Source organism: Asticcacaulis tiandongensis, from assembly GCF_006475605.1.
Lineage (GTDB): Bacteria > Pseudomonadota > Alphaproteobacteria > Caulobacterales > Caulobacteraceae > Asticcacaulis > Asticcacaulis tiandongensis.
In genome coordinates this window covers 1282917-1306206 of the sequence record NZ_SSBC01000010.1, presented here as the reverse complement: position 1 = coordinate 1306206, position 23290 = coordinate 1282917, and the positions used below count along the sequence as shown (strand labels likewise).

The following is a 23290-nucleotide window of genomic DNA, read 5'->3' as shown; positions in this document are numbered from 1 at the left end:
GCATTTAATTTCATTATTTTACTGTCCCTTTTGTCAAAACCCTTGGTTTGCAGGGTTTTACGGGGTTGACGCCTTTTGATAGCGCTGTCATTAAGGTTTGAAAGATGTAGCGCGCCTCTACGGTCAGCGCTTGCCGGAGGCTGACGGTTGACTTTCGCCTCAAAACCGGCGCCCCATAAAACAATATTCCCGTTATAAGGGATGAAGGCAGAGAAGGACGGACGAACATGCGCAATAATACAACGGCATTTAAGCGTTGGCTGAAAAGCGGAGCTTCTGCGGGACTGTTGCTTGGCTGGGGGCTGTCGGCCTGCGCGACGACCGGCAGTGTGGACGCAACGCCTGCAACACCGTCGACACCTGTCGCGGAAGCTGCTGCGGTTACAGTAAATCCGGTTTGGCCTGAACTGAAAGATGCCGGTCTGATTGATGCCGATGTTGAGGCCCAGATCGATCAGCTGATGGCGGGGATGACGCTTGAAGAAAAGGTCGGTCAGGTTGTGCAGGCTGATATCGCCTCCATTAAGCCCGAGGATCTGCGCAAATATCCACTGGGATCGATTCTTGCCGGTGGTTCGTCTTCGCCGAACGGCAATGAGCGCGCCACGCCGCAGGAATGGCTTGATCTGGCCGATGATTTCTGGCGCGCCTCTCTGGAATATCCGTCACAAACCAAGATACCCTTGCTGTTCGGTATTGATGCCGTGCACGGGCACTCGAACCTCGTGGGCGCGATTATTTTCCCGCACAATGTCGGTCTGGGGGCGACGCGCAATCCTGAACTGATGAAGCAGATTGCCGAGGTTACGGCCTATGAAATGACGCTGGCCGGTGTCGACTGGACGTTTGCTCCGACTGTGGCTGTGGCGCGCGATAAGCGCTGGGGCCGTGCTTACGAATCCTATTCGGAAAACCCTGCCGATGTGGCCGCCTATGCCGGTAAGGTCGTTGAGGGCCTTCAGGGGGCCGATGGTGGCGATAAGGGTGTGAAGCCCGGTCGTATCATCTCCTCGGCCAAGCATTTTCTGGGCGATGGCGGCACCGATGGTGGTCGCGATCAGGGCGATGCGACCATGACTGAAGAAGATTTCGCCAACATACATAATGCCGGTTATCCGCCGTCTATTGAGGCCGGTGCCCTGACGGTTATGGCCTCGTTCTCAAGCTGGAACGGCAAGAAAATCACCGGTGACAAGTATCTGCTGACGCACGTCCTTAAGGAGCGCATGGGCTTTGACGGCTTTGTGGTGTCTGACTGGAACGCACAGGGGCAGGTGCCAGGTTGCACGACGGTTTCCTGTCCGCAGGCGTTCAATGCCGGTATCGACATGTTCATGGCGCCTGACTCCTGGAAGGGTATCTATGAAAACACACTGGCTCAGGTGAAATCCGGTGAAATTACCGAAGCGCGTCTGGATGATGCTGTGCGTCGTATCCTGCGCGTCAAGATCAAGGGCGGCCTGTTCACACTCGGCGCGCCTAAGGACCGCCCGCTGGCGGGTCACTTTGAAAACCTGTCCAAGCCCGAACACCGCGCCATTGCCCGTCAGGCCGTGCGTGAGTCTCTGGTACTTCTGAAAAACAACGGTTCAATCCTGCCGATCAAGGGTAGCGCCAATATTCTGGTCGCCGGTGACGGCGCAGACGATATCGGCAAGCAATCCGGCGGCTGGACGATCAGCTGGCAGGGTACGGGCAATACGAATGCCGACTTCCCGCATGGTCAGTCGATCTTCGGAGGCATTAAGGAAGCGGCTGAGGCTGCCGGTGGTAAGGCGACTTTAAGCGTCGATGGCTCGTTCTCCGGCCAGAAGCCTGATGTGGCCATTGTTGTGGTGGGCGAAGACCCTTACGCCGAGTTTCAGGGTGACCGCCCGAATCTCGACTATCAGTCCGGTGAAAAGGCCGATCTGGCGCTGATCAAAAAGCTGAAGGATCAGGGGATTCCGGTGGTAACCGTGTTCCTTTCGGGGCGTCCGATGTGGGTCAATCCTGAAATCAACGCCTCTGAGGCCTTTGTCGCGGCCTGGTTGCCCGGTACCGAGGGCGCAGGTGTGGCTGATATCATCATCGGCGACAAGGCGGGTAAGCCGCGCCATGATTTCAAAGGCAAACTCAGCTTCAGCTGGCCAAAGCGTGCGGATCAGCAGCCTCTGAACTATCAGCAGGCAAACTATGATCCGTTGTTTGCCTATGGGTTTGGCTTGACCTACGCCAATAAAACAAACCTTGCTCCATTGTCCGAAGATTCCGGCCTCAAGGATGTGCAACTGGTGAACGTGGACAACTATTTCACGGCGGGTCGCGTGCGCGAACCATGGAAATTCTATCTGGCCGATGCGCAAGGGGCCGCTGAGGGGGCGGGCAATCTGGCGTCACCGCAAGGTTTCATCACCCAAACCATTACCGACGCCGGAGCACAGGAATCAGGTCGTATCCTGACCTTCACCGGACAGGAATCGCGCGCCTATTTTGAAGGCCCTCTGGTTGATCTGAGCCGTCAGGCCACGGGTGAACTGGCCATTTCCTTCAGCTATAAGCTGGATCAGGCCCCGACCGGCCCGGTTAATCTGTTCCTTGGCCGTGACCGCTTTGTCGGCCAGCAACGTGATATTTCGCGGCTTCTCAAGGCCGATGGCAAGTTCCACACGCTTAAGGTCAAGCTGAACTGCTTCGGCGCTATTGGTCTCGACATGAAGCAGGTCGGTATTCCGTTTGGTCTGTCTTCGGCGCAACCGCTGAAGATCACCTATAACACCGTACAGTTGGCGACCATCGAAGGCGAAGGCCAGTGCCCGTAAAAGGGCTGTTTTCTGGCCTGCAAAGGCGCCTCTTCTGCGCTTCCGATGCTCATGTACCCAAGTACACTGCGCTTCGGTTCTCGAAGACACGTCTTTTCGGCTAAGACTCCAACCCTTTTAAAGCGTCCTTAATCAGGTAAAAAAAGCCCCCCTGAAGTTTTTCAGGGGGGCTTTTTTGTTTGACCTGCGCTTTTTGCAGCCCGACCTATTGCAAGGTCGTCTCAGGCTGCATATCGGCGCGTATTCGGTCGATTTCCTCTTTGAGCTTAAGCTTCTTACGCTTCAGTTCCTTGAGATAGAGTGAGTCCACAGAGGGGGAGCGTTCCTCACGCGCGATGGTGGCCTTGAGGGACTGATGACGATTATCTAGCTCACGGACTCTGGCTTCTATGCTCATTGGTAGTCTCCTTCACAATACGGACGTCTGCGGGCCTGTTGCCCGGATCCATAAAAAATGTGTCTGAAAGAACTATGTCCAAACCCCATGTTTGAACCCCACCATGGAACACTGTAAAGCGTGGACTGTAGAATCACGATCGGTTACATTCGATCACGCTATTGAGAGATTCAGAGTAAGCGTGTGCTTAACCCTGTTTCCCCGTTAAGGAGAAAAAATGTCGCCCCAAACTCCCTCACGGCTCATTGTCGCCATAAGCGGCGCGTCAGGGGCGATCTATGGCATAACCGCCCTTAAGATGTTGAATTCACTAGGGGTTGAAAGCCATCTGGTGATCTCAAAAGCGGCGGCACTGTCGCTTTCGGCCGAGACAGACCGGAGCCTTTCGGAGGTAAATGCACTGGCGGATCAAGTCTATCGGGTGGGGGATATTGGCGCAACCATAGCCTCGGGATCGTTCCGTACACTGGGTATGTTGATTGCACCCTGTTCAATCAAGACCCTAAGCGAAATTGCCACGGGGGTGACGTCAAATCTCATTAGCCGGTCCGGTGACGTGACGCTTAAGGAACGTAGGCGGCTGGTGCTGATGGTGCGCGAAAGCCCGCTGCATCTGGGGCATCTGAAGACCATGGCGGCGGTGACGGAGATGGGAGCGATTGTGGCTCCGCCCGTTCCCGCCTTCTATACCCGCCCGCAAACCCTTCAGGATATGGTCGCTCAGAGCGTCGGTCGTGCGCTTGACCTGTTTGGCCTTGAGGCCCCCGTGCAACGCTGGGGCGGCATGAACGCCGATGACTGAAAATTTCTGGGACTGGGCAGTCAGAGTCTATGCCACGCCTGCGGTGGCCGAAGCCTGCCTTGAGCTACAGGATACCCATGACCAGTGTGTGCCGCTTTTGTTGTTCGGTCTGTGGACCGAAGCGCAGGGCTATGTGCTGAACGAAGACCTGTCTGAAGCGGCGGTTGATACGGCGCGGGCCTGGTCTGAGCACGTCATTGCGCCTTTGAGGAGCATTCGTCGCCGCATCAAGGGGCCCGTCAGCGATATGGACGATGCCGCCAAGTCGGCAATCCGTGAGCAGGTCAAGGCGGCGGAACTGGCGGCGGAAAAAGCGCTGATGTCAGCGCTTGAGGGGCTGATGTCCACCGAGCGCTCTCAGACACAGGCGGGAGACAATCTGGTGCGACTGGCGCGTTTCTGGTCACCGGTGGTGCCGCGCACAGGTCTTAAGCGTTTAAGAGACGCTCTTTCTTAAGGGGGTATTTTGCGCTATAAACCCTTAGTCAGCGTATAAGTCCTTATAACGCCAATCCCTGAAACGGAGCTGATCTCGATGCATGACGACAGCAATATACACGCCCTGTTCCGACCGGATGCCCTGACGTTGGTGAAAAATACCGAAGCGACGGGCGGTGGTGATGAGGAAAGGCGGGTGCTGTCACGGCAGGATAATAGTCCTCAGTCCGCCAACGAGACCGATCATCAACCGGATGACCTTGAGCCGCAAATCCGCGAAGAAGACGAACATGTGCGGTCCTTGCCAATAAATGCCGAGACGGTGGCCCTGCGCACGCAATTGGCGCTCTTGCGTCAGGAGCATAAGGATCTCGACGATTCTATTTCTGCCCTTGAGGTCGTGCCTCAGCCGGATCAGATTCTGATCGCCCGCCTGAAGCGTAAAAAACTGGCTCTGCGCGATCAGATTGTTACCCTAGAGGACCGTATCCGTCCCGATATTATTGCTTAAGCGCGTCGGCCTTCTCCGCATAGCGTTTGGCCATAAACGTACAGACCACCAGCTGGATTTGATGGTAAATCATAATCGGCAGCATGAGCATTCCCATGGCCGGATGACCGGCAAACAGTACGGCGGCGATTGGCGCGCCATTGGCCAGACTTTTCTTTGAGCCGCAGAAGACGGCGGCCACTTCATCTTCATGCGAAAAGTTCAACCGGCGGGCCATGAAGACGGTTAAGCCCAGCACCACAATCAGTAGGGCTGATGTCATGACCACGATGCCCCCGATCAGCAGCGGGTCATACTGTGTCCACAGACCGGCCAGTGTCGATTCACAAAAGGCGGCATAGACGATCAGTATGACGACCGTGCGGTCGGCCTTGGATATCCACGGTTTGTGCCGTGCGAGAAACTTACCGATAAAGGGCCGCAGCATCTGACCGGCGGCAAAGGGCAGCAGCAGCTTGACCATCACATCCATTATGGCGGGGCCGAGCGGCAGGTGACCGGATGAAGCGCTGACCACCAGCGAAATCAGAACCGGTGTCATGACCATGCCGATCAGGCCCGAAAGCGTGGCGTCAAATATGGCCCCGGCCACATTGCCGCGCCCCATAGCCGTCATGGCCACCGATGTGGTGATGGTCGAGGGCAGGGCGCAGAGGAAAAAGAAGCCCAGTCGCACTTCTTCGGGCAAGACCCCGCCGGTGGTGAAAAATACCGCAAAACCTATGGCTGGAAACAGGACAAAGGTTGCCGCATGGACAAAGACATGCAGTCGCCAGTTGGCGGCACCGGCCTTAACGGCGGAGGGCGACAGATTGGCCCCGTGCAGGAAGAAGACCAGACCGATACCGATGGAGGTGACAATGTCGAGGTGGAGCACGCCACCCTTTGCGCCCCATTCAGGAAGCAGAAGGCCAGCAATCACCGCCAGTATCATGGCCAAAATAAAACCATCCAGCCGAAAAAACTTCATCATGTCGTCACAGGGGTAAGGGATTGTGTGAGGTCGGAACTTAGGCAATACTCAAGAAATTACAAGATGTTATCTTTACTTAGGGTCAATTGAAAAAGGCGGGGTAATCATGGGTATTGCTGATAATCTGAAAACGGGGCTTAAGCTGCCGGTTATTGCGGCACCGATGTTTTTGGTTTCTGGCCCTGATCTGGTTATTGCAGCCTGTAAATCCGGCATTATCGGCACCTTTCCGGCGTTAAATCAGCGGACCTCAGAAGGTTATGCGGACTGGCTTGAGCAGATTAGTGCCGCCCTTTCGCCTGACGATGCCCGATATGGCGTTAATCTGATTGTACATAAGACCAATAGCCGCCTTGAGGCCGACCTTAAGTTGACGGTGGATCATCAGGTGCCGCTGGTAATCACCTCATTAGGGGCTGTCAGTGAGGTGGTGGACAGCATCCACAGCTATGGCGGCGTGGTGTTTCATGATGTCATTTCCGTGCGTCACGCCGAAAAGGCAGCAGAAGCCGGTGCCGATGGCCTGATTCTTGTGTGTGCCGGCGCCGGTGGCCATGCAGGCACCCTGAACCCGTTTGCGCTTTTGGGCGAGGTACGGCGTTTCTTCAAAGGTACGATTATACTGTCGGGCGCCTTAAGCACAGGGCGTGATGTGGCCGCTGCGCGTCTTATGGGCGCTGATCTCGCCTATATGGGGACGCGGTTTATTGCCACGCGCGAGGCTATGGCGCAGGAGGCCTATAAGGCGATGCTGCTGGAGAGCGCGGCTAAGGATATCGTCTATACGCCTGCGGTATCCGGTGTGGCCGCAAGTTTCCTTGGGGCTTCGCTTCAGGCCAATGGCTTTACGCCGGAAATTCTGGCGGGGGAAAAGCCCGCTATGGACATGGCGCATGAAATGCATGAGGAGGCCAAGGCATGGAAAACCGTCTGGTCGGCGGGTCAGGGCGTTGGTAATATCGAAGATATTGTGCCGGTGGCGGATCTGGTGGAGCGGCTCAGAACGGAATATGAGGAAGCCGGTGCGGACTTTGTACAGAATTTTAATGCCGGGACTGTCACATAACTGTCGTGAAAATGTCGTAGAGGGCGTTATGTGACGCTTTTTTGGCAGATTTATTACAAGGTGGCGTAGGCAAAGCGCTGCGAGGAGTTATCCGTTGTCTTCTGTTTATACCCCTGTGGCGCTTGCGGCCATTGTCTCGTTACTGGTGCAAACGCCGGTTCTGGCGGAGGACATCAAACTGTCGGGTCAGTTTACGCTCGCCACAGATTCCAACAGCAAGGGTGTGTCGGAAACGAAAGGCAATGGTCAGGCCGGTGCGGTTCTGACGGCGACCCGCGGGCTTGGCTTTGCCGCCCTGCGCTATAAGAATTACAAGGGCAGTGATGGCAGTGACCATCAGTCGGGTATAGCGCTTGGTCTCAAAGGGCAAACCGACAGCGGCTATAAATGGTCGAGCCAGATCATCTATAAGGTCAATCTTGGGGCGGTCGCAGGTTCGGACAATGAGGCCTATGAATGGCAGACCGATCTGAGTAAATCCTATGGCAAAAATGGCCTCTATTTCGAAAGTGTCTATTCACCGGATTCCAGCGGCTCAACCAAAGAGGCGCTCTATATTGAGGTCGGGGCCACGCGCGAATTGACTGATCGCCTTGAGCTTTCCGGTGGTATTGGGGGCCGGACCATGCGCCCCAGCCGTGATTACATGGCGTGGAACGTCGGCCTGAGCTATGCCCTGCGGGACAAGACTGAGCTTGATCTGCGCTATTACGACACCAACCGCCATGAATATTCCAAGGGGCATGGTGACCGTTTGGTGCTGGCCCTTAAGCAGGGTTTCTAGCTTCCGTTTGAGGCGTCCGGATCATGCGCTTCAAGACGCGCCCTGAGGCTGTCGATTTCCGAGAAGAACCGCCGACGCACTTCGGAGGCATAGGGGTTGTCGCGTTCGATACTGAGAAACAGTTCATCCGAATCTCCCTGCACCAGACGCACACCTTGCATCAGAAGGTCATAGGAGCGCGTGGTGTGCTCCTGCGGCAAGGGCTCCAGACCACTTAAGACCTTGGCGATCATATGCGTCAGGCCCTGAACCGCTGCCAGCGCCCGGTCGTGTTCCTCTGGAGTGGCCAGTGAGACCTTAAGGCCGAGCGTGTTTTTCAGAAAGGCTATGACGGGTTTGAGGTGACGCATCCGTACGGGGCAGACAACGATTTCCATATCGTTGATGCCTTTGCTGGCCGATTGTGGCCCGAAAAGGGGATGGGTACATAATATGGAAGTGGTCGGTGCCAGCGTGTCTTTCAGCCACTGGGCGGGCTTCACCTTCACCGAGCCGACATCAATCACCAGCGCATATTTGCGCACATGCGGGGCGATGGTTTTCGCCAGTTCCTTAAGGGAGCGTATCGGCGTGGCCAGAACCACAAACCGGCAGGCGGCCGCGACCTCAAGTGTCGTAAGGGTAACATTATGACGTTTGGCGAAGGCCCTGGCTTTAGGCGACGGATCATAGACATAGATGTCGAAATAGGGCGCCAGATGACGCACAATCAATTGCCCGAAGGCCCCCAAGCCGAACAGACCCAATGTATATACTTTTTTGCTCACGCGCCCACTTATCCCGTTTTTTAGCCTAAGCGGGTTAGCATATTCCAAAACGGGATGCGAGTATAAAGCCGTAAGATACGTGCCGAGGCAGGGCTATTTGCCTTTACGCTGTTGCTTGGCGCGTTCGGCGGCCCGGGCCTCAAGACCGATCTGAAGCGGTGTTTTCGGCAATTCATCGAGCGTCAGTTTACCGTCCTTGTTGCGATCAAGCAGGTTAAAGCGGGCGGTGGTCGCCTTGATCCATTCGTCCTCGGTGACCCGAAAATCGAAGTTGCGGTCAGCAGCCCTGATCGGCTGAGGCTCGTTGATAAGGCTGAATTGTGCCGCCCCCTGAATGCGAGCCTGATAGGCCTGTGTCCAGGGCTCGGTCGCCTTGTCGTTTTCACGCTTGCGGTATGTGGGTTGTTTGACCAGCGGGCTGAAACCAAGGATCTCAGGGGCCAGTTCCTGTTCGTAGCGGCTGTTTTCCTGAGAACTGATGATCTTGTTGCCATCGACATCGACAACGGCAAAAAAGCGCAGGGCATCGGCCAGAAACTCTTCACGGCTTAGGGCACCATCCTGATCAGTATCAGCACCGGAAAACCACAGGGCGGTCGGGTAGGCCTCACTGAGGGGGCTTTTGAAGACTTCGCCGGACGGGCTGAAGAAAACGGATTGCCCGGCCACGCGACCGGAGGGGACTGCCTCTTCGGTGGTAGGGGCCTTGGGCGGTGGTGCAATCTGAGCCCATGTGGTTCCAGCCATGAAAAGAGGTGCCAGAAATAAGGCTGATTTCGTCCACATGCTTTTAAGCCCCGCAATATCTTGAGAATCTTACTGTCTGGCGTTTATGTGATCTTTACATGGTCTGAATATGGCAGAACCGACATAAAATCAGCTGTCACCTTTTAATTATCGCCATGCTTAATAATCAACGTGATAGTCCTTGGGGAAGGGGGCATTGGCAAAGGCTTTTTTAGATGTCCAGTCCTGAGCGGGCGCGGTCCAGTAGCTGTCGGTTTTGGGCAGACCCAGTGCCAGAAAGCTTGAGGCGGTGATATACATACTGCCATTATTGGAATACCAGTCGCCCAAAGCTGGCTGATGACCGGCAAAGCCAATGGTCAGATAGCCTTCGTCGAAATTCGAAGGATGCGTGAAAATGGCCTTATGCGCCGCCGTCAGCGCCGCCCGAACCTGACCTTCGGGCAGGCTTTGCGGCAGTTGCTTGCGCCAGGCCAGCAGCGCCAGAGGCTGAAAGGCTGCCGTGCGATAGGTCAGGGAGCGGCCAATCGGCGGGAAGGTGCCTTCGGGGGAGATAAAGCGCTCCAGATGTTCGCCATAGCGCTGCATGCGCTTTAAGGCCTGCGCCAGAAGGTCAGCAGGTTTGCCGCGCCAGTAAGGGGCATTGTGGCGGGCCAGAACCTCAAGGATTTCGACCATAAACGGATGAATGACGAACGAGCCGTAATAATCGAAATGGAAGGTTTCGCCGTCCTTGATCCAGCCGTCACCGACGTACCATTCATTGATCTTTCGCACAGCCGTATTCAGGCGCATCGGATCATAGTCTTCGCCGACCGATAGCAGAAAAGCTTCGTTCATGGCCGCAAACAAAAGCCAATTGGTATAGGGCGGCTCGACGCGCCTTAGGCCTTTTATCTCAGCAATCAGGCGCGATTTGGTGGCCGCATCAAGTGGCTCCCACAAAGCCTTTGGGGCGCGGATCAGGGCATTTGTAACATAGGCCGAATCGACCAGCGCCTGCCCTTCGCTGCGCCACAGAAGATAGTTCGGACTTTTAGGATCAACGGCATGGACATAGCTTTGCAGGGCGTCCTGCCGCAGCTTGTGGCGGATACGGCCTTCGGCTGTTGTGTCGTCGGGAAGTGTAAGCCATGGGGCGACACCTGATATTAGTCGGCCAAAGGCTTCCATATAGGTGACCGCTGGATCGCGGCCATCCCAAGTCGGGCTAAGTTCGCGTTTAAAATTCTGCCTAAGGCGGCCCTGCGCCATGTTGGACAGGACAGGTTCGGCCATTTTCCTGAGCAGGCCGCTCATATAGGCGCGATCATCAAGCGGCGGTGTTGCCGCAGTAGCAGAGGTAGTCGAGGCGGAGGACAATGCCGCCGCCCCGCCTATGGCTGACCGGAAAAGGTCGCGCCTGTGCATGAATTAAGCCTTTTCGGCCTGAAGCCTCTCAAGCGGCACCTTGGCAAGACGTGGGCTGAGAAGGGAGATAATGGCAAAGCCGACCAGATAGGTACAACCAGCGACAATGAAGATCGGCTGATAGGAGCCGAAGGCATCAAGGATGTAGCCGTTATATTGTGACATCAGCATGCCACCGATGGCACCGGACATACCGCCGAAACCGACGACCGAGCCGACCGCTGCTTTGGGGAAGATGTCCGAAGGTAGGGTCATCAGGTTAGCTGACCAGGCCTGGTGCGCCGCGGCGGCAATACCGATGATCAGCACCGCGAGCCACAGATTGCTGACGAACTGTACGCTAATGATTGGCACAACCACCAACGCACACATCAGCATGGTTGCCTTACGCGCAAAGTTGGGTGAGCGTCCGTTCTTGATCAGGCGTGAAGACAACCAGCCGCCGCCGATAGAGCCGCCATCGGCCAGAAGATAGATAGTGATCAGGGCCGGATAGAAGGTCGCCAGTTCAAGGCCATGTTCCTTATTCAGGAACGACGGCAGCCAGAACAGATAAAGCCACCAGATCGGGTCAGTCAGAAATTTACCGAGCGCGTAGGCCCAGGTTTCCTTCTGACGCAGAAGCTTCGACCAGGGTACCTTGGCGGTGGCTTCGGCAGCCAGCGCCAGATCTTCGCCGTCGCTCGAGCGGATATGCTCAAGTTCAGCCGCGTTCACCTTGGGGTGTTCATGCGGGCGGCGATACATGATCAGCCAGGCAATCAGCCATACGCTGGTGATGATACCAATAGAGATAAAGGCCGCGCGCCAGCCGAAAGCCAGCGTGATCGCCGGAACAATAAGTGGCGTCAGAATCGGGCCTGCGGCTGTACCGGCATTAAAGATGCCGGTGGCCATGGCACGTTCTTTTTGCGGGAACCACTCAGACACGGCCTTCAGGCTGGCCGGGAAGCTACCGGCTTCACCCAGACCCAGTGTAAAGCGGGCGATGGCAAACTGTGTCACCGTATGCACCAGTCCGTGGCCTATATTGGCGAGCGTCCAGACCGTGAAGGCAACGGCATAACCTACGCGCACGCCGATCTTGTCGATGAAACGTCCAAAGGCCAGAAGGCCTATGGCATAGGCGGCCTGGAAGGCGGTGATGATGTTGGCATAGTCGTGTTCACTCCAGCCAAGCTCAACCTCAAGGGTGGGCTTAAGGATGCCGATCATCTGACGGTCGATATAGTTGATGGCGATAGCCGTGAACAGAAGACCGACAATGATCCATCTGTAGCGGCTGGCCCGCTGCAAGGCAGCAGACTGATTATCTGACATTAAAGGCGCTCCTGCTATAGCTCTTATTTTTGGTTGAAGGTGTTGTCTGATAATTTTTCACATCTGACAACGATTTTATAGATACCGGTGTCATTTATTTTTCGTGTGTTCTGTAATTTACCCGCATTATCGCCTTCAAGCTGAAATTCATAATATGTATTATTTCATAAATGGGCAAATCAGAATTTTGCTTAAAAATCATGCATGACACCGATTTCAGGCTTGATGAGGTGGGGCATGAGTGTTAGCAATCGATTTGTCTGAGTTAAAGGTTGTGATCGCTTTGGATAAGGCGGTGCATGTCCCCCTCAGGCGAGCAGGTATAATCGCATCTGACAGACATAAACGGATAAATCCGGCGGGAGGCGATGCAGGGAGCGAAGGGTGAACCGCGTGAGCGCAATCGATATCCGTAATGTCACCAAAGCCTATGGGCCGACATTGGTGCTGGATGATATTTCCCTTAAGGCAGAGGCCAATGAATTCATTGCCTTTCTTGGCCCGTCCGGTTGCGGGAAATCAACGCTTTTACGGATGATCGCGGGCCTTGAAACCCTTGATGCCGGTGAAATTCATATCGGCGGGCGGCGGATCGATGAACGGGAACCGGGCGCACGTGGCGTGGCCATGGTCTTTCAGCACTATGCCCTTTATCCCCACATGACCATCCGCGACAATATGGGTTTTGGCCTCAAAAATATTCGTATGAATAAGGCGGAAATCGACCGGCGTGTGGCCGAGGCGGCCCGTATACTTGAGATTGAGCCATTCCTCGATAAAAAACCCGGCCAGCTGTCGGGCGGTCAGAAGCAGCGCGTGGCCATTGGCCGTGCTATTGTTAAAAACCCTGACATATTCCTGTTTGATGAGCCGCTATCTAATCTGGATGCGGCGTTGCGGATGCGCACGCGGCTGGAACTGGCGCAACTGCGGCGCCGTCTGAATGCCACCATGATTCTTGTGACGCACGATCAGGTCGAGGCCATGACTCTGGCCGACCGGATTGTGGTCATGCATGATAAAAAGATTCAGCAGGTTGGTGCGCCGATGGACATCTATGCCCGTCCGGCCAACCGCTTCGTGGCCTCCTTTGTTGGCTCACCGCCGATGAATTTCCTGCCGGTAAGCGTCAGTGAGGGTGCAAACGGAGCGGTGGCGACGCTGGGGGACGGCTCTAAGGTGACCACCCGTGTGAAGGGTTTGACGGATAGCGCCTCATGGGAGTTGGGGCTGCGGCCCGAGCATGTGCGCGTGAGTGATCAGGGGCTGGCGGCGAAGGTTGAATTTGTCGAGCGGTTGGGAGAGCGCACGCTCGTCTATGCCCGTCTCGGTGATGGTACGGCGCTCACGGCCGAAGACGAAGGTCTGAGTCGTGTGAAAATGGGCGATACCATTTATCTTAAGGTGGATGGTGACGCGGCGCATCTGTTTGATGCCGATGGTAAGGGCTACCATACGCCGGAGGTCGGCTGATGATGTCGCCCAAAGCCAGACGGGAATTCGGTAATTTCCTGTTCGTCGCCCCCTATCTGTGTGTTTTCCTATGGCTTTTAATCTGGCCGCTGATTTCCGGCATGGGCCTGAGCCTGTTCAAGGCCGACCTGTTCGGCGGGGCCAGTTTTGTAGGCTTTGAAAACTATAGTCGTTTGTTGCAGGACCCTGTTTTCCTTCAGGCCGTGGGCAATACCTTCTACTTCGTCGCCCTGACGGTTCCGGCTCTGGCGATCATTCCGCTGTTTCTCGCCCTGATGCTGAACCGCGCCACACGTACGGCAGCGTTTTTCAGAGGCGTGTTCTTTTCATCCTCGGTGCTGTCGGTGACCATTGTCACCCTGATCTGGCGCATGGTGCTGATGTCCGACGGCGGCTTTGTTGCCAATATTATAGGCTTTTTTGGATTTGATCCGATCCCCTTCCTCAGTGACCCCAATCTGGTGATGATCTCCATGAGTATCATTACGGTATGGTGGTGTCTGGGGCTGCCGATGATGCTCTATCTATCTGCCCTGCAGCAGGTGCCGCAGGATATTTACGAAGCCGCCGCCCTTGATAACACGCCGTGGTGGAAGCAACTGACGCATATCACCTTACCAGCCATCAGCCGCACGGTTGTGCTGGTGGTCATCATGCAGTGCGTCTTGCAGTTCCAGTTGTTCGGGCAGCCGCAACTGATCACGCAGGGCGGGCCTAACGGGGCGTCGCGTCCGATTGTCCTGTTTATCTTTGAGGTCGGCTTCCGTCGTTGGGATATCGGCTATGCCGCAGCGGCGTCGCAAATCCTGTTTGCCATTATTCTGATGGTAACGCTGGCGCAGTATTTCGTTGCGTCGCGTCGTGAGGGGAGGGGCCGATGAGCAAACCCTTCGGTCATATGGGTTGGCGTCATAGCCTGTGGTGGCTGGCGCTGATTGCGCTGGGGCTGATTATGGTCGCGCCGCTGATCTGGACACTGATGCTGTCGCTGAAGTCGAACTCAGAGCTTCTGCGTTCGACGACCAACGCCTTTCATCTGCCCTATACGCTGGAAAACTACGCGGCGATTCTCAAAAGTTCCGGCGTATTTCGCTGGCTGTTCAATTCGGTGCTGGTGGCGGGGCTTACGACAATTGGGGTGCTGACCCTGTCGTCACTGGCGGGATATGGTTTTGCGCGGCTTGAGTTTCCGTTCCGTGATGTGTTGTTCGTGGTCGTGCTGTTCGGGCTGGCTATCCCTGAGCAGGCGGTGATTATTACGCGTCACCAGATGTTCGCCGGTCTGGGGTTGCACAATTCTTATCCGGGGTTAATCCTTCCCGGACTGGCGGCACCCTTTGGCGTGTTTCTCATGACCCAGTATTTCAAAGCGATCCCGAAAGAATTGGATGAGGCGGCGATGCTCGATAATGCCTCACGCCTTAAGGTCTTCTGGAAAGTGCTGCTGCCCCTGACATTACCCGCGCAGGCGACACTGGGCATTTTCACCTTTCTGGCGGCATGGAATGATTACTGGTGGCCGCTGATCTCGGCGACGCGGCCTGAGATGTTCACCCTGACCGTTGGGATTGCTTCCTCGCAGATCAATTTCGCCCAGACAAGCGGTCTTGGCTATCTGATGACGCAAGCGGTGTTCGCCTCGGTGCCGATCCTGATCGTCTATGTCTTTTTCCAGAAATATATTGTGCGCGCGGTTGCGGGGCAGGCGGTACGATGAACCATTCGGCAAAAGTGGGAACCGGTTTTGCGATCGGAATGGCGAAACAAATAAGCGGGCTTTTGTCATTATTAAGGGTGTCCCCCACCCACCGCTTCGCGGTCCCCCCTCCCCGTAAACGGGGAGGGATGTGGATGGGGGTTTGTCTCGCTCTGGGGCTCGCCGCCTGTTCGCCCCAAGGCGACCGGACACAGATTACGGTTCAGCGTATCTTTGGGGAATGTCGTGCCAATGTGCCGAAGGATCAGGCCCCGCTGCGTAACCCCGATGGGGAGTGCGAAATTCTCACCGGCCTGATCGACCGTTTTCAGCGTGAAAACCCGGACATCGACCTTAAGGTCAATGTCGTCGCCTGGCCCGGCTATGATCAGCTTTCAGCGCAATATGCGGCCGGTGATCCGCCCGATGTCGTCAGCATCCATATGTCGTCAATTCCTGATTATCAGGTGCGTGGCCTGATCGTGCCGGTAACGCCCTATCTCGATAAGGCCGGTATCGACGCTGGCGCTTTCACGCCTGCGGCGCGTCAGGGCGTCATGGTGAAAGACGCGGCCTATGGCCTGCCGTTCGATAACTGGACGCAGCTCTGGCATATCAATACCGGCCTGTTCCGTCAGGCGGGACTGATGCGCGGTTCGGAGCCGATATTACCACATAGCCCCGAAGAGTTGCTCGCTCAGGCGCGTCAGTTTAAACAGGCGACGGGTAAGCCCTATCTGGTGCAGTCGATGATCAATGAGCGGGCCGCCTATACGCGCAATCTTTATACCTATCTCATGAACCAGCAGGCGGTATTTTTTAAGAACCCGAAGCAGATTACCCTCAACACCCCCGAAGCCCGCCGCATTGTTGGCCTTTTCAAGCAAATCTATGACGAAGGTCTGACGACGCGCGATCAGGACTATCCGGCGGCGACGCAAGGGTTCCTCAACGGGCAGGGTGGGGTCTATCTCGGCGGCACATGGCTGATCGGTACCTATGAAAATGAGGCCCAGACGCGTGGTCAGCCGCTTTATGAGTCCTATACGGTGAAGCCCTATCCGGCTCTGTTTGGCCCGAAGCAGACCGCCTATGTCGATGGCCATGCCTGGGTGGTGTCAGACCGCAAGCGCAGTGCGGCTCAGGATGAGGCGGTCAGCCGTTTCCTGAAGTTCCTCTATGACCACAATTACGACTGGTCGCGCACGGGACACCTGCCGACGGTGCAGAGTGTGGCCGAAAGTGACGCTTACCTGAATTTGCCGCACCGGCGCGATATTGTGTCCTTAAGCCATACCGGCCAGACCTTACCGCCCGAAGTGCAGCGCCAGTTCGCCATTCAGGACATTATCGGCGATGAGCTGTTTTCCGCCATCACCGGCCATAAAACCATCGAGCAGGCCCTGACTGACGCCGAGCGCCGCGCCAATGACCTTCTTTTCCATCTTCTCTGAGAGTGAGTGCCAGATATGACCCTCAAAGCTTCCGTCATCGCTGACCGCGATTTTATCGTCGATAAGCTTGACCGCCGCCTGTTCGGCACCTTCGTTGAACACATGGGGCGCTGCGTTTATGGCGGCATCTATGAGCCGGGCCATGCGACAGCGGACGAGCATGGCTTCCGTCAGGATGTGCTCGAACTCACGAAGGAACTTGGCCCGACCATTGTGCGTTATCCGGGGGGGAACTTTCTGTCGGGCTATGACTGGGAAGACGGCGTTGGCCCTAAGGAAAACCGTCCCGTTAAACTCGATCTGGCCTGGCATTCGACCGAGACCAACCAGTTCGGCACCAACGAATTTATGACTTGGATCAGGAAGGCCGACATCGAGCCGATGTTTGCCGTCAATCTCGGGACGCGCGGGCCGGATGAGGCGCGTCATTTCCTTGAGTACTGCAACCATCCGGGCGGCACCTACTATTCCGATCTGCGTATCTCGCATGGCTTCAAGGAGCCGCATGACATCAAGTTCTGGTGTCTGGGTAACGAGATGGACGGGCCCTGGCAGATATGCGCCAAGACGGCACACGAATATGGCCGTCTGGCGCAGGAAACCGGCAAGGTCATGAAATGGGTCGATCCGTCGGTGGAACTTACGGCCTGTGGCTCATCCCAGCGCCTGATGCCGACCTATGCCCGCTGGGAATATGAGGTGCTCGATACCTGTTTTGAGCAGGTCGATTATATCTCGCTGCACCATTACATGCGCAATGACGGCAACGACATCAAAGAGTTCTTTGCCGAGGTCGAGGCGCTCGATTATTTCATCAAGGAAGTGGCGGCCATTGCCGACGCTGTGGCTGCGACGCGGCGGTCCAAAAAACGCATCATGCTGTCGCTGGATGAATGGAATGTCTGGTATAAGGCGCATGGCCCTGACGATGTGAAAAAGCCCGGCTGGCCCGAAGCGCCACCACTGCTGGAGGAAATCTATAATTTTGAGGACGCGCTGGTGCTGGGTGGGGCGCTGATTGTCATGATGAACAATGCTGACCGTCTTAAGGCCGGTTGTCTGGCGCAACTGGTCAATGTCATCGGACCGATCATGACCGAAACCGGTGGACCAGCCTGGCGACAGACCATCTTCCATCCTTTTGCCGATGCGACGAAATACGGACGCGGCGAGGTGCTGCGCCTTAAGGTCGATACCACGACCTTTGAGACCAAATCACAGGGGGCAATACCGCACCTTTTGACGGCGGCGGTATTCGATCCTGAGACCGGCGCGGTGTCTGTATTTGCGCTTAACCGCTCGACCGATGAAGAGATGAACCTGAGTGTCGATCTGCGCGGTCTGGGTGCAGGGCTTAAGCTTGAGGCGGCGACGGAACTGCATCATGCCGATCTCAAGGCGGTCAATACGAAGGGTGCGGAGACCATCCGTCCGGCGGCTCATCCGGCGGCAAAGATTGACGGGCAACAGTTCACGGCGACGCTGAAACCGCAAAGCTGGAATGTGTTTAGCCTGCGCGTTTAAGGCCACTTCTAAGGCCCGTGCCATGACCCGATAATTTTGTGGGCCGCACGGGCATTTATTGGACAAGTCTGTGTTGTCTATAACGCTTGAGTCGGCGCTTATTTTAATTAGTCATACCAATTATCAGGCGGGTGAGTAAGTCATGCAAGCCTGCATATAATTTCCATTTTAAAATATGCAATAAATTCAATATATTGTAATATGTTGCCGGAATGCCGCGCCTGTTCTGAAATGTGGTTAAATTTCAATTTGTCTGTCATATTCTATATTGACAGTGTGTCTTATGTCCGACAATTATTGCCATAATAAGTTAAATGCCCAGACAAGGGCATTGAAAATCATAGGGAGATAATTTCATGAGAACCAAAGGGTCGGGGGCGCATTGTGCCCGTAAAGTGAGCGTTCATGCCTTGATGGTAACGGTGGCCGCCTCATCGTTGATGATGGGCGCGACGCAGGTAGCGGCGCAGGATGCCGTTGCCGCCGAAGAAGATGTCGAAGTGGTTGTTGTGCGCGGGGTTCGCGCCAGTGCGGCTAAGGCCGTTGACGTCAAGCGTCGCTCAACCCAGATTGTTGACTCGGTCATCGCTGAAGACATCGGCAAGCTGCCGGACAATAACGTGGTCGAGGCGCTGCAACGCCTGCCGGGTATTCAGGTGACGGGTCGTCTGGGTGGGGAGACTAGTGGCATTACTATCCGTGGATTGCCGGATATTGCGACGACCTGGAATGGTCGAATAAAGTTTACTACGACTGGTCGTCAGCAGCAGTTGCAGGACATTCCTGCTAACCTGATTAATCGCATCGATGTTTATAAGACCCGAACAGCAGAGCAGCTTGAGCATGGTCTTGCCGGTCAAATCGATGTGCAAACCCATCGTCCATTTAACTTCCGCGGTTTTCAAGCGACTGCGGCCGTACGCGGCACGTGGAACGAGCAGGCTGACAGCTATAATCCCAACCTTTCAGCCTTGGTTTCCAACCGCTGGAGCACCAGTGTTGGTGAAGTTGGGGCTCTCATTAATATTTCCTATAACCGCAACAAATTCCGTAATCAAAACACCATGGCCGGGGCTATGGTTCCATTCATGACGGAAAATCCGCCAGCAGGCTTTGTGCCGTTGGAGCGGTTCTGGCCGGATAACCCGCGTGCGCCGTGGCAGCCGGGTATGGAGCATGGGTTGCCTTATGCGGAAGGTTCGACCATTTTGGTAGATGGGACGACGCAATATCCATATTACCTCGCCCGTGATGCCATGGCAGCCACGGATGTGCATGGTGACCGTAAGCGGGCCGCTGTAAATACTGCTTTCCAATGGCGCCCGAATGAGAATGCGGAATACACCCTTGAATATGTTTACGAGGGGTATCGTAATGATGACAATAACCGTATGCACTTCTCGTTTGCGGACTGGTGGGGTTCATTGGGGCCTAATCCCCAGTTCACCCTTTTCCCCGGCACGAATATAATCAAGACGCGTACGGTTAATAGCGTCTTTGGCTTCCAGTCAGCGGACTTCAGGCAGCGCAGTACTGACACGCACATTTTGGCGTTGAATGGTAAATGGCGCGTAAGGGATAATATTACCATTATAGGTGATATTGCTTACCAAAAGAGTGATTACGAGAATGCATTCATAGCTGTTCAGACCGAGCGTGCCGGGCAGAATATTACCGTCGATTTCAATGCGAAAGACGACCTGCCATCATGGCAGATTGTTGATCCGAACGTACCTAATGTACTGACGGACGCTTCCCAATGGACATCCGGCCCCTTCTTTGACAACGCGGACCGTCATAAAGGCGATGCCTTGACCGTTTCGCTCGATGGTGACTGGGATGCGAATGAAGGCATATTGAAAAAGGTAAGCTTCGGCGTGCGTTATGATGATCGTGGCGCCACTCAGTACCACAGAGAGCAGGATATAATAGGTTCGCTGGGCCGACTATTAAGTTCTTTCCCAGATGAAGCCATTTTGACGAACACAGGCTTCTTCGATGGCCGTTCCGATGTGCCAACGTCTTGGGTCCAGTTTAATTCAAAATGGCTGTTCGATAATGCAGACACTGTCCGCACGGCATATCAAGCAATCAAACCGTCATTGGTTACTGAGGAAAATTTCCCTTATAATCGTGACTTTGATGTTCAGGAGGTCACCACCTCGGCCTATTTCCAGGCAGATATAGAGCCTCAGGTGTTCAGCCGCCCGTTACTGATCAATTTCGGTCTGCGCTACGTGAAGGTTGAGACAGATATGACCTTTGTTGACCGTCTTTCAAAGCAGGTGTCTACGGGGTCTGCAAATACACGTGAAGTCATGCCTAGCCTGACATTACGTTATGATCTTACGGACACGGTTCGGTTGCGCTACAACTATGGTGAAACCTTGCGCAGACCAGATTTTGTCGATTTGAATCCGAATTTGGCACTCAGGGGGATTATAACTAATACGGGCTTAGGGACGGGTGACCAAGGTAACCCTAATCTTAAAGCAGCCCACTCTAAGAATACCGATATCGGGGTTGAATGGTACTTTGCGCGCGACAGTGTTGTAAGTCTCACGGCCTTTAAGCGAGAAATAGAGGGGCTGGTGGTTCCAGGCGTATCAATCAGGACCATCCTTAATTCTGGTCAGAATACTGATAAGTTTATTATTTCTCAGCCCCTTAATGCCTCGGACGGTGAACTCAAGGGTATCGAGTTGGGGCTGACCTATTTCCCTGACTACCTCCCAGGTTTACTTGATGGTCTTGGAGTGCAGGCGAGTGCGACATGGTTGGATTCAACTCAGAACATCCCGATTTATAACTTCACTACAGGTCAGTTGATCGGTCAGGATAATTCGTCTTTCTTTGGGGTTTCGGACTTCTCTTACAACATAACGGCCGCTTATGAACGTGGTCCAATTGGTGCTAGACTGTCGTACGTATGGCGTGAAGATTTCTTGGCTCGTAATGAGGCGCGTAACTTTGCCAATCCGCTCGGTATTTGGGTAAGCCCTGAAGCGAGTCTGGATTTCCAACTGAATTACGATGTTAACGATAAGGTTTCACTGTCTCTTGATGCCGTGAATGTTTTGGATGAGATGAGCCACCAATATTATAAATTTGCTGAGTCTGGCGGGCCTAAAACCCATAACCACCTTGGTTTCATTGTCGGTCGCCATGTCTCGCTCGGTCTGCGCTGGCGTCTGAATTAGTAACATCCGGGTTCTTGCCTCCGATGTAAGAGCAAACTGGCGCTGCCGTTTCATTCCCTGACGGCAGCGCCTTCTTTTCCTTTGCTGTTTCGACTTCTGCAAAAAGCCAAAAACAAAGGACAAATGCTATGTTTAACCGAAGGCTTATGCTCCAGAGCGCAGTGGCTGTGGGCGTGACGAGCGCAACCGGCCTGATGGCGGAAACAGTCGCGCCTGTATCCCCTGAACTTAAAGGCAATCTGTCGCCCGTACATGATCCGACCATCATCAAGGCGGACGGTCTCTATCATCTGTTTTCCACATCGCAGATGCGCGAAGCGCCGGGGCTTATTCACTGGCGTACGTCAAAAGACCTGATTAACTGGGATTTCAAAGGCGCGGTGATGACCGCTTTTCCGGACTGGGTTAAGACGGAACTGCCTGAGACGCGCGGCGCGTGGGCGCCTGACATACAATTCCATAACGGGCTTTACCGGCTTTACTATTCTCTGTCATTGTTCGGTAAGAATACGTCCGTCATTGCCATGCTTACCACACCGACACTAAATACAGATGATCCAGCTTTTAGCTGGAAAGATGAAGGTGTTGTGCTTCGTTCTGTGGCTGAAGACCACTTCAATGCTATAGACAGTCATCTTTTTATTGATGACGACGGGCGTCAGTGGTTGTCCTGGGGCAGTTTCTGGGGTGGTATACAGTTGGCCGAGGCGGATCCGGCTACGGGCAAGCTGAAACAATCGGTGCGCAAGCGGCGCAATATTGCCCGCCGTCCGCCGCCGGGGGCGGTTGAGGCACCGGTGATTATCAAACAGGACGGATACTATTATCTGTTTGTATCTTATGACTTTTGTTGCCGTGGGTTGGAGTCAAGCTATTACACTGTGGTGGGTCGCGCCCGTAAGGTTACCGGGCCATATGTCGATGATCAGGGGCGTAAACTAACCGAAGGTGGCGGCAGAAGAGTTATCCACGCCGACATGGATGTGTCAGGACGTTTCAAGGGGCCGGGGCATGTGGATATCCTGCGCGATGAGGGGCGCGACTATATTGTCTATCACGCTTATGACAGTGAAAACCGAGGGCGCCCGACCTTGCGCATAAAGGCATTGCACTGGACCACTGACGGCTGGCCCGAAGTCAGATCGGGAGCGCTATGATGGACGATCACCCGCACATATCGAATACGCACGTACTGGCAGGCGGCTTTGCGCCGGAGGGCCAGTCAGAACGTCTGCATGGCGCTTTGGCGCACCGTCTGGCGGTGGATATCCTGAAGGGCGTCTATCCGTCGGGCACGGTTCTGCCTTCGGAAATTGAGTCGAGCGAAAGTCTGAAAATATCTCGCTCGGCCTATCGTGAGGCCATCCGTATTCTGGCGGCCAAGGGCATGGTCGAAAGTCGCCCCAAGGCCGGAACGCGGGTTACCGAACGCACACGCTGGAATATTCTTGATCCCGATGTTCTGGGCTGGATGTTTGAAACCGAACCGTCGGAAAGCTTCATTCAGGGCCTGTTCGAGTTGCGGCTGATTACCGAGCCGGCGGCGGCAGGACTGGCGGCGACGCGCCGCACCGACGAACAGATTGCAGCCATGGCGGATGGCCTGGAGCGTATGGAGCGCCATACACTTGAAACCGAAGCGGGGCGCAAGGGCGATCTCGATTTCCACCATGCCCTGTTAACCGCCAGTCACAACGAAGTGCTTATATCCTTAAGCACATCCATCGGGGCGGCGGTGGCCTGGTCCACCCAGTTCAAACAGAGGCATAACAAACTGCCGCGTGACCCGGTGCCAGACCATGCAAAGGTGTTTGATGCCATTGTGGCCCGCGATGTCGGGGCCGCGCGCTGGTGTATGGAATCGCTGGTGCGCATGGCGCTTGAGGATACCCAGCGTAGTATGGATTAGCCGTATCTGACTGATTTA

Annotated in this window: 20 protein-coding genes; 14 read left to right on the top strand and 6 right to left on the bottom strand. The window is 55.0% G+C overall.

The features are described 5' to 3' along the window. Nucleotides 1-227 precede the first annotated feature (227 nt). Nucleotides 228-2801, top strand: a complete 2574-nt coding sequence (locus tag E5201_RS10415) for a glycoside hydrolase family 3 protein (protein ID WP_140985950.1) — start codon at nt 228-230, stop codon at nt 2799-2801. Nucleotides 2802-3006: 205 nt separating this feature from the next. On the opposite strand, the gene E5201_RS10410 is transcribed toward E5201_RS10415, so the two are convergent. Next, nucleotides 3007-3198: a DUF465 domain-containing protein gene (locus E5201_RS10410; protein ID WP_140985949.1), complete on the bottom strand. Its 192-nt coding sequence runs from the start codon at nt 3196-3198 to the stop codon at nt 3007-3009. 217 nt (nt 3199-3415) lie between these two features. Between E5201_RS10410 and E5201_RS10405 the strand changes: the two genes are divergently transcribed. From E5201_RS10405 to E5201_RS10395, 3 genes are all read left to right on the top strand, one after another. Next, nucleotides 3416-4000, top strand: coding sequence for a UbiX family flavin prenyltransferase (locus tag E5201_RS10405; RefSeq protein ID WP_140985948.1), 585 nt, complete (start codon nt 3416-3418; stop codon nt 3998-4000). Beyond that, nucleotides 3993-4457 carry a TIGR02444 family protein gene (locus tag E5201_RS10400; protein ID WP_140985947.1) on the top strand — a complete coding sequence of 155 codons (465 nt, stop codon included), beginning with the start codon at nt 3993-3995 and terminating at the stop codon, nt 4455-4457. Before E5201_RS10405 ends, E5201_RS10400 begins: the two co-directional genes overlap by 8 nt. A gap of 78 nt (nt 4458-4535) precedes the next feature. Continuing rightward, nucleotides 4536-4949: a YdcH family protein gene (locus tag E5201_RS10395; RefSeq protein WP_140985946.1), complete on the top strand. Its 414-nt coding sequence runs from the start codon at nt 4536-4538 to the stop codon at nt 4947-4949. Here the strand turns inward: E5201_RS10395 and E5201_RS10390 are convergent. Further along, entirely contained in the window at nt 4939-5922 is a 984-nt protein-coding gene (locus E5201_RS10390) for a bile acid:sodium symporter family protein (RefSeq protein WP_246050568.1), read from the bottom strand. The two genes, E5201_RS10395 and E5201_RS10390, sit on opposite strands and share 11 nt — an antisense overlap. Before the next feature lie 106 nt (nt 5923-6028). Here E5201_RS10390 and E5201_RS10385 point away from each other — a divergent pair, with 106 nt between their 5' ends. Both E5201_RS10385 and E5201_RS10380 read left to right on the top strand, forming a co-directional pair. Next, nucleotides 6029-6988, top strand: a complete 960-nt coding sequence (locus E5201_RS10385; RefSeq protein ID WP_140985945.1) for an NAD(P)H-dependent flavin oxidoreductase — start codon at nt 6029-6031, stop codon at nt 6986-6988. A 94-nt stretch (nt 6989-7082) separates the two neighbouring features. Next, entirely contained in the window at nt 7083-7772 is a 690-nt protein-coding gene (locus E5201_RS10380; RefSeq protein WP_140985944.1) for a TorF family putative porin, read from the top strand. On the opposite strand, the gene E5201_RS10375 is transcribed toward E5201_RS10380, so the two are convergent. The 4 genes from E5201_RS10375 to E5201_RS10360 all read right to left on the bottom strand — a co-directional run bounded on the left by E5201_RS10375 (nt 7769) and on the right by E5201_RS10360 (nt 12016). Beyond that, the gene (locus E5201_RS10375) at nt 7769-8539 is read right to left on the bottom strand and encodes a prephenate dehydrogenase (RefSeq protein ID WP_246050567.1); all 771 of its coding nucleotides are present in this window, start codon (nt 8537-8539) and stop codon (nt 7769-7771) included. The genes E5201_RS10380 and E5201_RS10375 overlap by 4 nt on opposite strands. A gap of 93 nt (nt 8540-8632) precedes the next feature. Next, the gene (locus tag E5201_RS10370) at nt 8633-9286 is read right to left on the bottom strand and encodes an EF-hand domain-containing protein (RefSeq protein WP_181404594.1); all 654 of its coding nucleotides are present in this window, start codon (nt 9284-9286) and stop codon (nt 8633-8635) included. Nucleotides 9287-9445: 159 nt separating this feature from the next. Continuing rightward, on the bottom strand, nt 9446-10696 hold the full coding sequence (locus E5201_RS10365; protein ID WP_140985942.1) for a DUF2264 domain-containing protein: 1251 nt from the start codon (nt 10694-10696) through the stop codon (nt 9446-9448). A gap of 3 nt (nt 10697-10699) precedes the next feature. After that, the gene (locus tag E5201_RS10360) at nt 10700-12016 is read right to left on the bottom strand and encodes an MFS transporter (RefSeq protein ID WP_140985941.1); all 1317 of its coding nucleotides are present in this window, start codon (nt 12014-12016) and stop codon (nt 10700-10702) included. Nucleotides 12017-12409: 393 nt separating this feature from the next. Here E5201_RS10360 and E5201_RS10355 point away from each other — a divergent pair, with 393 nt between their 5' ends. From E5201_RS10355 to E5201_RS10320, 8 genes are all read left to right on the top strand, one after another. After that, the gene (locus E5201_RS10355) at nt 12410-13489 is read left to right on the top strand and encodes an ABC transporter ATP-binding protein (RefSeq protein ID WP_140985940.1); all 1080 of its coding nucleotides are present in this window, start codon (nt 12410-12412) and stop codon (nt 13487-13489) included. Next, a complete protein-coding gene (locus E5201_RS10350) occupies nt 13489-14370 on the top strand; it encodes a carbohydrate ABC transporter permease (protein WP_140985939.1) in 882 nt (293 codons plus the stop codon). The genes E5201_RS10355 and E5201_RS10350 overlap by 1 nt, the downstream gene beginning before the upstream one ends. Then, nucleotides 14367-15206 (top strand): carbohydrate ABC transporter permease, encoded by an 840-nt coding sequence (locus E5201_RS10345; protein WP_140985938.1) that lies wholly within the window; start codon nt 14367-14369, stop codon nt 15204-15206. The genes E5201_RS10350 and E5201_RS10345 overlap by 4 nt, the downstream gene beginning before the upstream one ends. A gap of 134 nt (nt 15207-15340) precedes the next feature. Beyond that, nucleotides 15341-16639: an ABC transporter substrate-binding protein gene (locus tag E5201_RS10340; protein WP_140985937.1), complete on the top strand. Its 1299-nt coding sequence runs from the start codon at nt 15341-15343 to the stop codon at nt 16637-16639. Nucleotides 16640-16654: 15 nt separating this feature from the next. Continuing rightward, nucleotides 16655-18163, top strand: a complete 1509-nt coding sequence (gene arfA, locus E5201_RS10335; protein WP_140985936.1) for an arabinosylfuranosidase ArfA — start codon at nt 16655-16657, stop codon at nt 18161-18163. Between the two features lie 356 nt (nt 18164-18519). Further along, nucleotides 18520-21363 carry a TonB-dependent receptor gene (locus E5201_RS10330; RefSeq protein ID WP_140985935.1) on the top strand — a complete coding sequence of 948 codons (2844 nt, stop codon included), beginning with the start codon at nt 18520-18522 and terminating at the stop codon, nt 21361-21363. Nucleotides 21364-21491: 128 nt separating this feature from the next. After that, a complete protein-coding gene (locus tag E5201_RS10325) occupies nt 21492-22520 on the top strand; it encodes an arabinan endo-1,5-alpha-L-arabinosidase (protein ID WP_140985934.1) in 1029 nt (342 codons plus the stop codon). Next, nucleotides 22520-23272: a FadR/GntR family transcriptional regulator gene (locus E5201_RS10320; RefSeq protein WP_246050590.1), complete on the top strand. Its 753-nt coding sequence runs from the start codon at nt 22520-22522 to the stop codon at nt 23270-23272. Before E5201_RS10325 ends, E5201_RS10320 begins: the two co-directional genes overlap by 1 nt. The last annotated feature ends 18 nt before the right edge of the window (nt 23273-23290 follow it).

Bases quoted from the DNA above. Each gene is read 5' to 3' on its own strand.
- E5201_RS10415 (WP_140985950.1), top strand. From the start codon at position 228: ATGCGCAATAATACAACGGCATTTAAGCGTTGGCTGAAAAGCGGAGCT.
- E5201_RS10410 (WP_140985949.1), bottom strand. From the start codon at position 3,198: ATGAGCATAGAAGCCAGAGTCCGTGAGCTAGATAATCGTCATCAGTCC.
- E5201_RS10405 (WP_140985948.1), top strand. From the start codon at position 3,416: ATGTCGCCCCAAACTCCCTCACGGCTCATTGTCGCCATAAGCGGCGCG.
- E5201_RS10400 (WP_140985947.1), top strand. From the start codon at position 3,993: ATGACTGAAAATTTCTGGGACTGGGCAGTCAGAGTCTATGCCACGCCT.
- E5201_RS10395 (WP_140985946.1), top strand. From the start codon at position 4,536: ATGCATGACGACAGCAATATACACGCCCTGTTCCGACCGGATGCCCTG.
- E5201_RS10390 (WP_246050568.1), bottom strand. From the start codon at position 5,922: ATGATGAAGTTTTTTCGGCTGGATGGTTTTATTTTGGCCATGATACTG.
- E5201_RS10385 (WP_140985945.1), top strand. From the start codon at position 6,029: ATGGGTATTGCTGATAATCTGAAAACGGGGCTTAAGCTGCCGGTTATT.
- E5201_RS10370 (WP_181404594.1), bottom strand. From the start codon at position 9,286: ATGGCTGGAACCACATGGGCTCAGATTGCACCACCGCCCAAGGCCCCT.
- E5201_RS10365 (WP_140985942.1), bottom strand. From the start codon at position 10,696: ATGCACAGGCGCGACCTTTTCCGGTCAGCCATAGGCGGGGCGGCGGCA.
- E5201_RS10360 (WP_140985941.1), bottom strand. From the start codon at position 12,016: ATGTCAGATAATCAGTCTGCTGCCTTGCAGCGGGCCAGCCGCTACAGA.
- E5201_RS10350 (WP_140985939.1), top strand. From the start codon at position 13,489: ATGATGTCGCCCAAAGCCAGACGGGAATTCGGTAATTTCCTGTTCGTC.
- E5201_RS10345 (WP_140985938.1), top strand. From the start codon at position 14,367: ATGAGCAAACCCTTCGGTCATATGGGTTGGCGTCATAGCCTGTGGTGG.
- E5201_RS10340 (WP_140985937.1), top strand. From the start codon at position 15,341: ATGGGGGTTTGTCTCGCTCTGGGGCTCGCCGCCTGTTCGCCCCAAGGC.
- arfA (WP_140985936.1), top strand. From the start codon at position 16,655: ATGACCCTCAAAGCTTCCGTCATCGCTGACCGCGATTTTATCGTCGAT.
- E5201_RS10330 (WP_140985935.1), top strand. From the start codon at position 18,520: ATGAGAACCAAAGGGTCGGGGGCGCATTGTGCCCGTAAAGTGAGCGTT.
- E5201_RS10325 (WP_140985934.1), top strand. From the start codon at position 21,492: ATGTTTAACCGAAGGCTTATGCTCCAGAGCGCAGTGGCTGTGGGCGTG.
- E5201_RS10320 (WP_246050590.1), top strand. From the start codon at position 22,520: ATGGACGATCACCCGCACATATCGAATACGCACGTACTGGCAGGCGGC.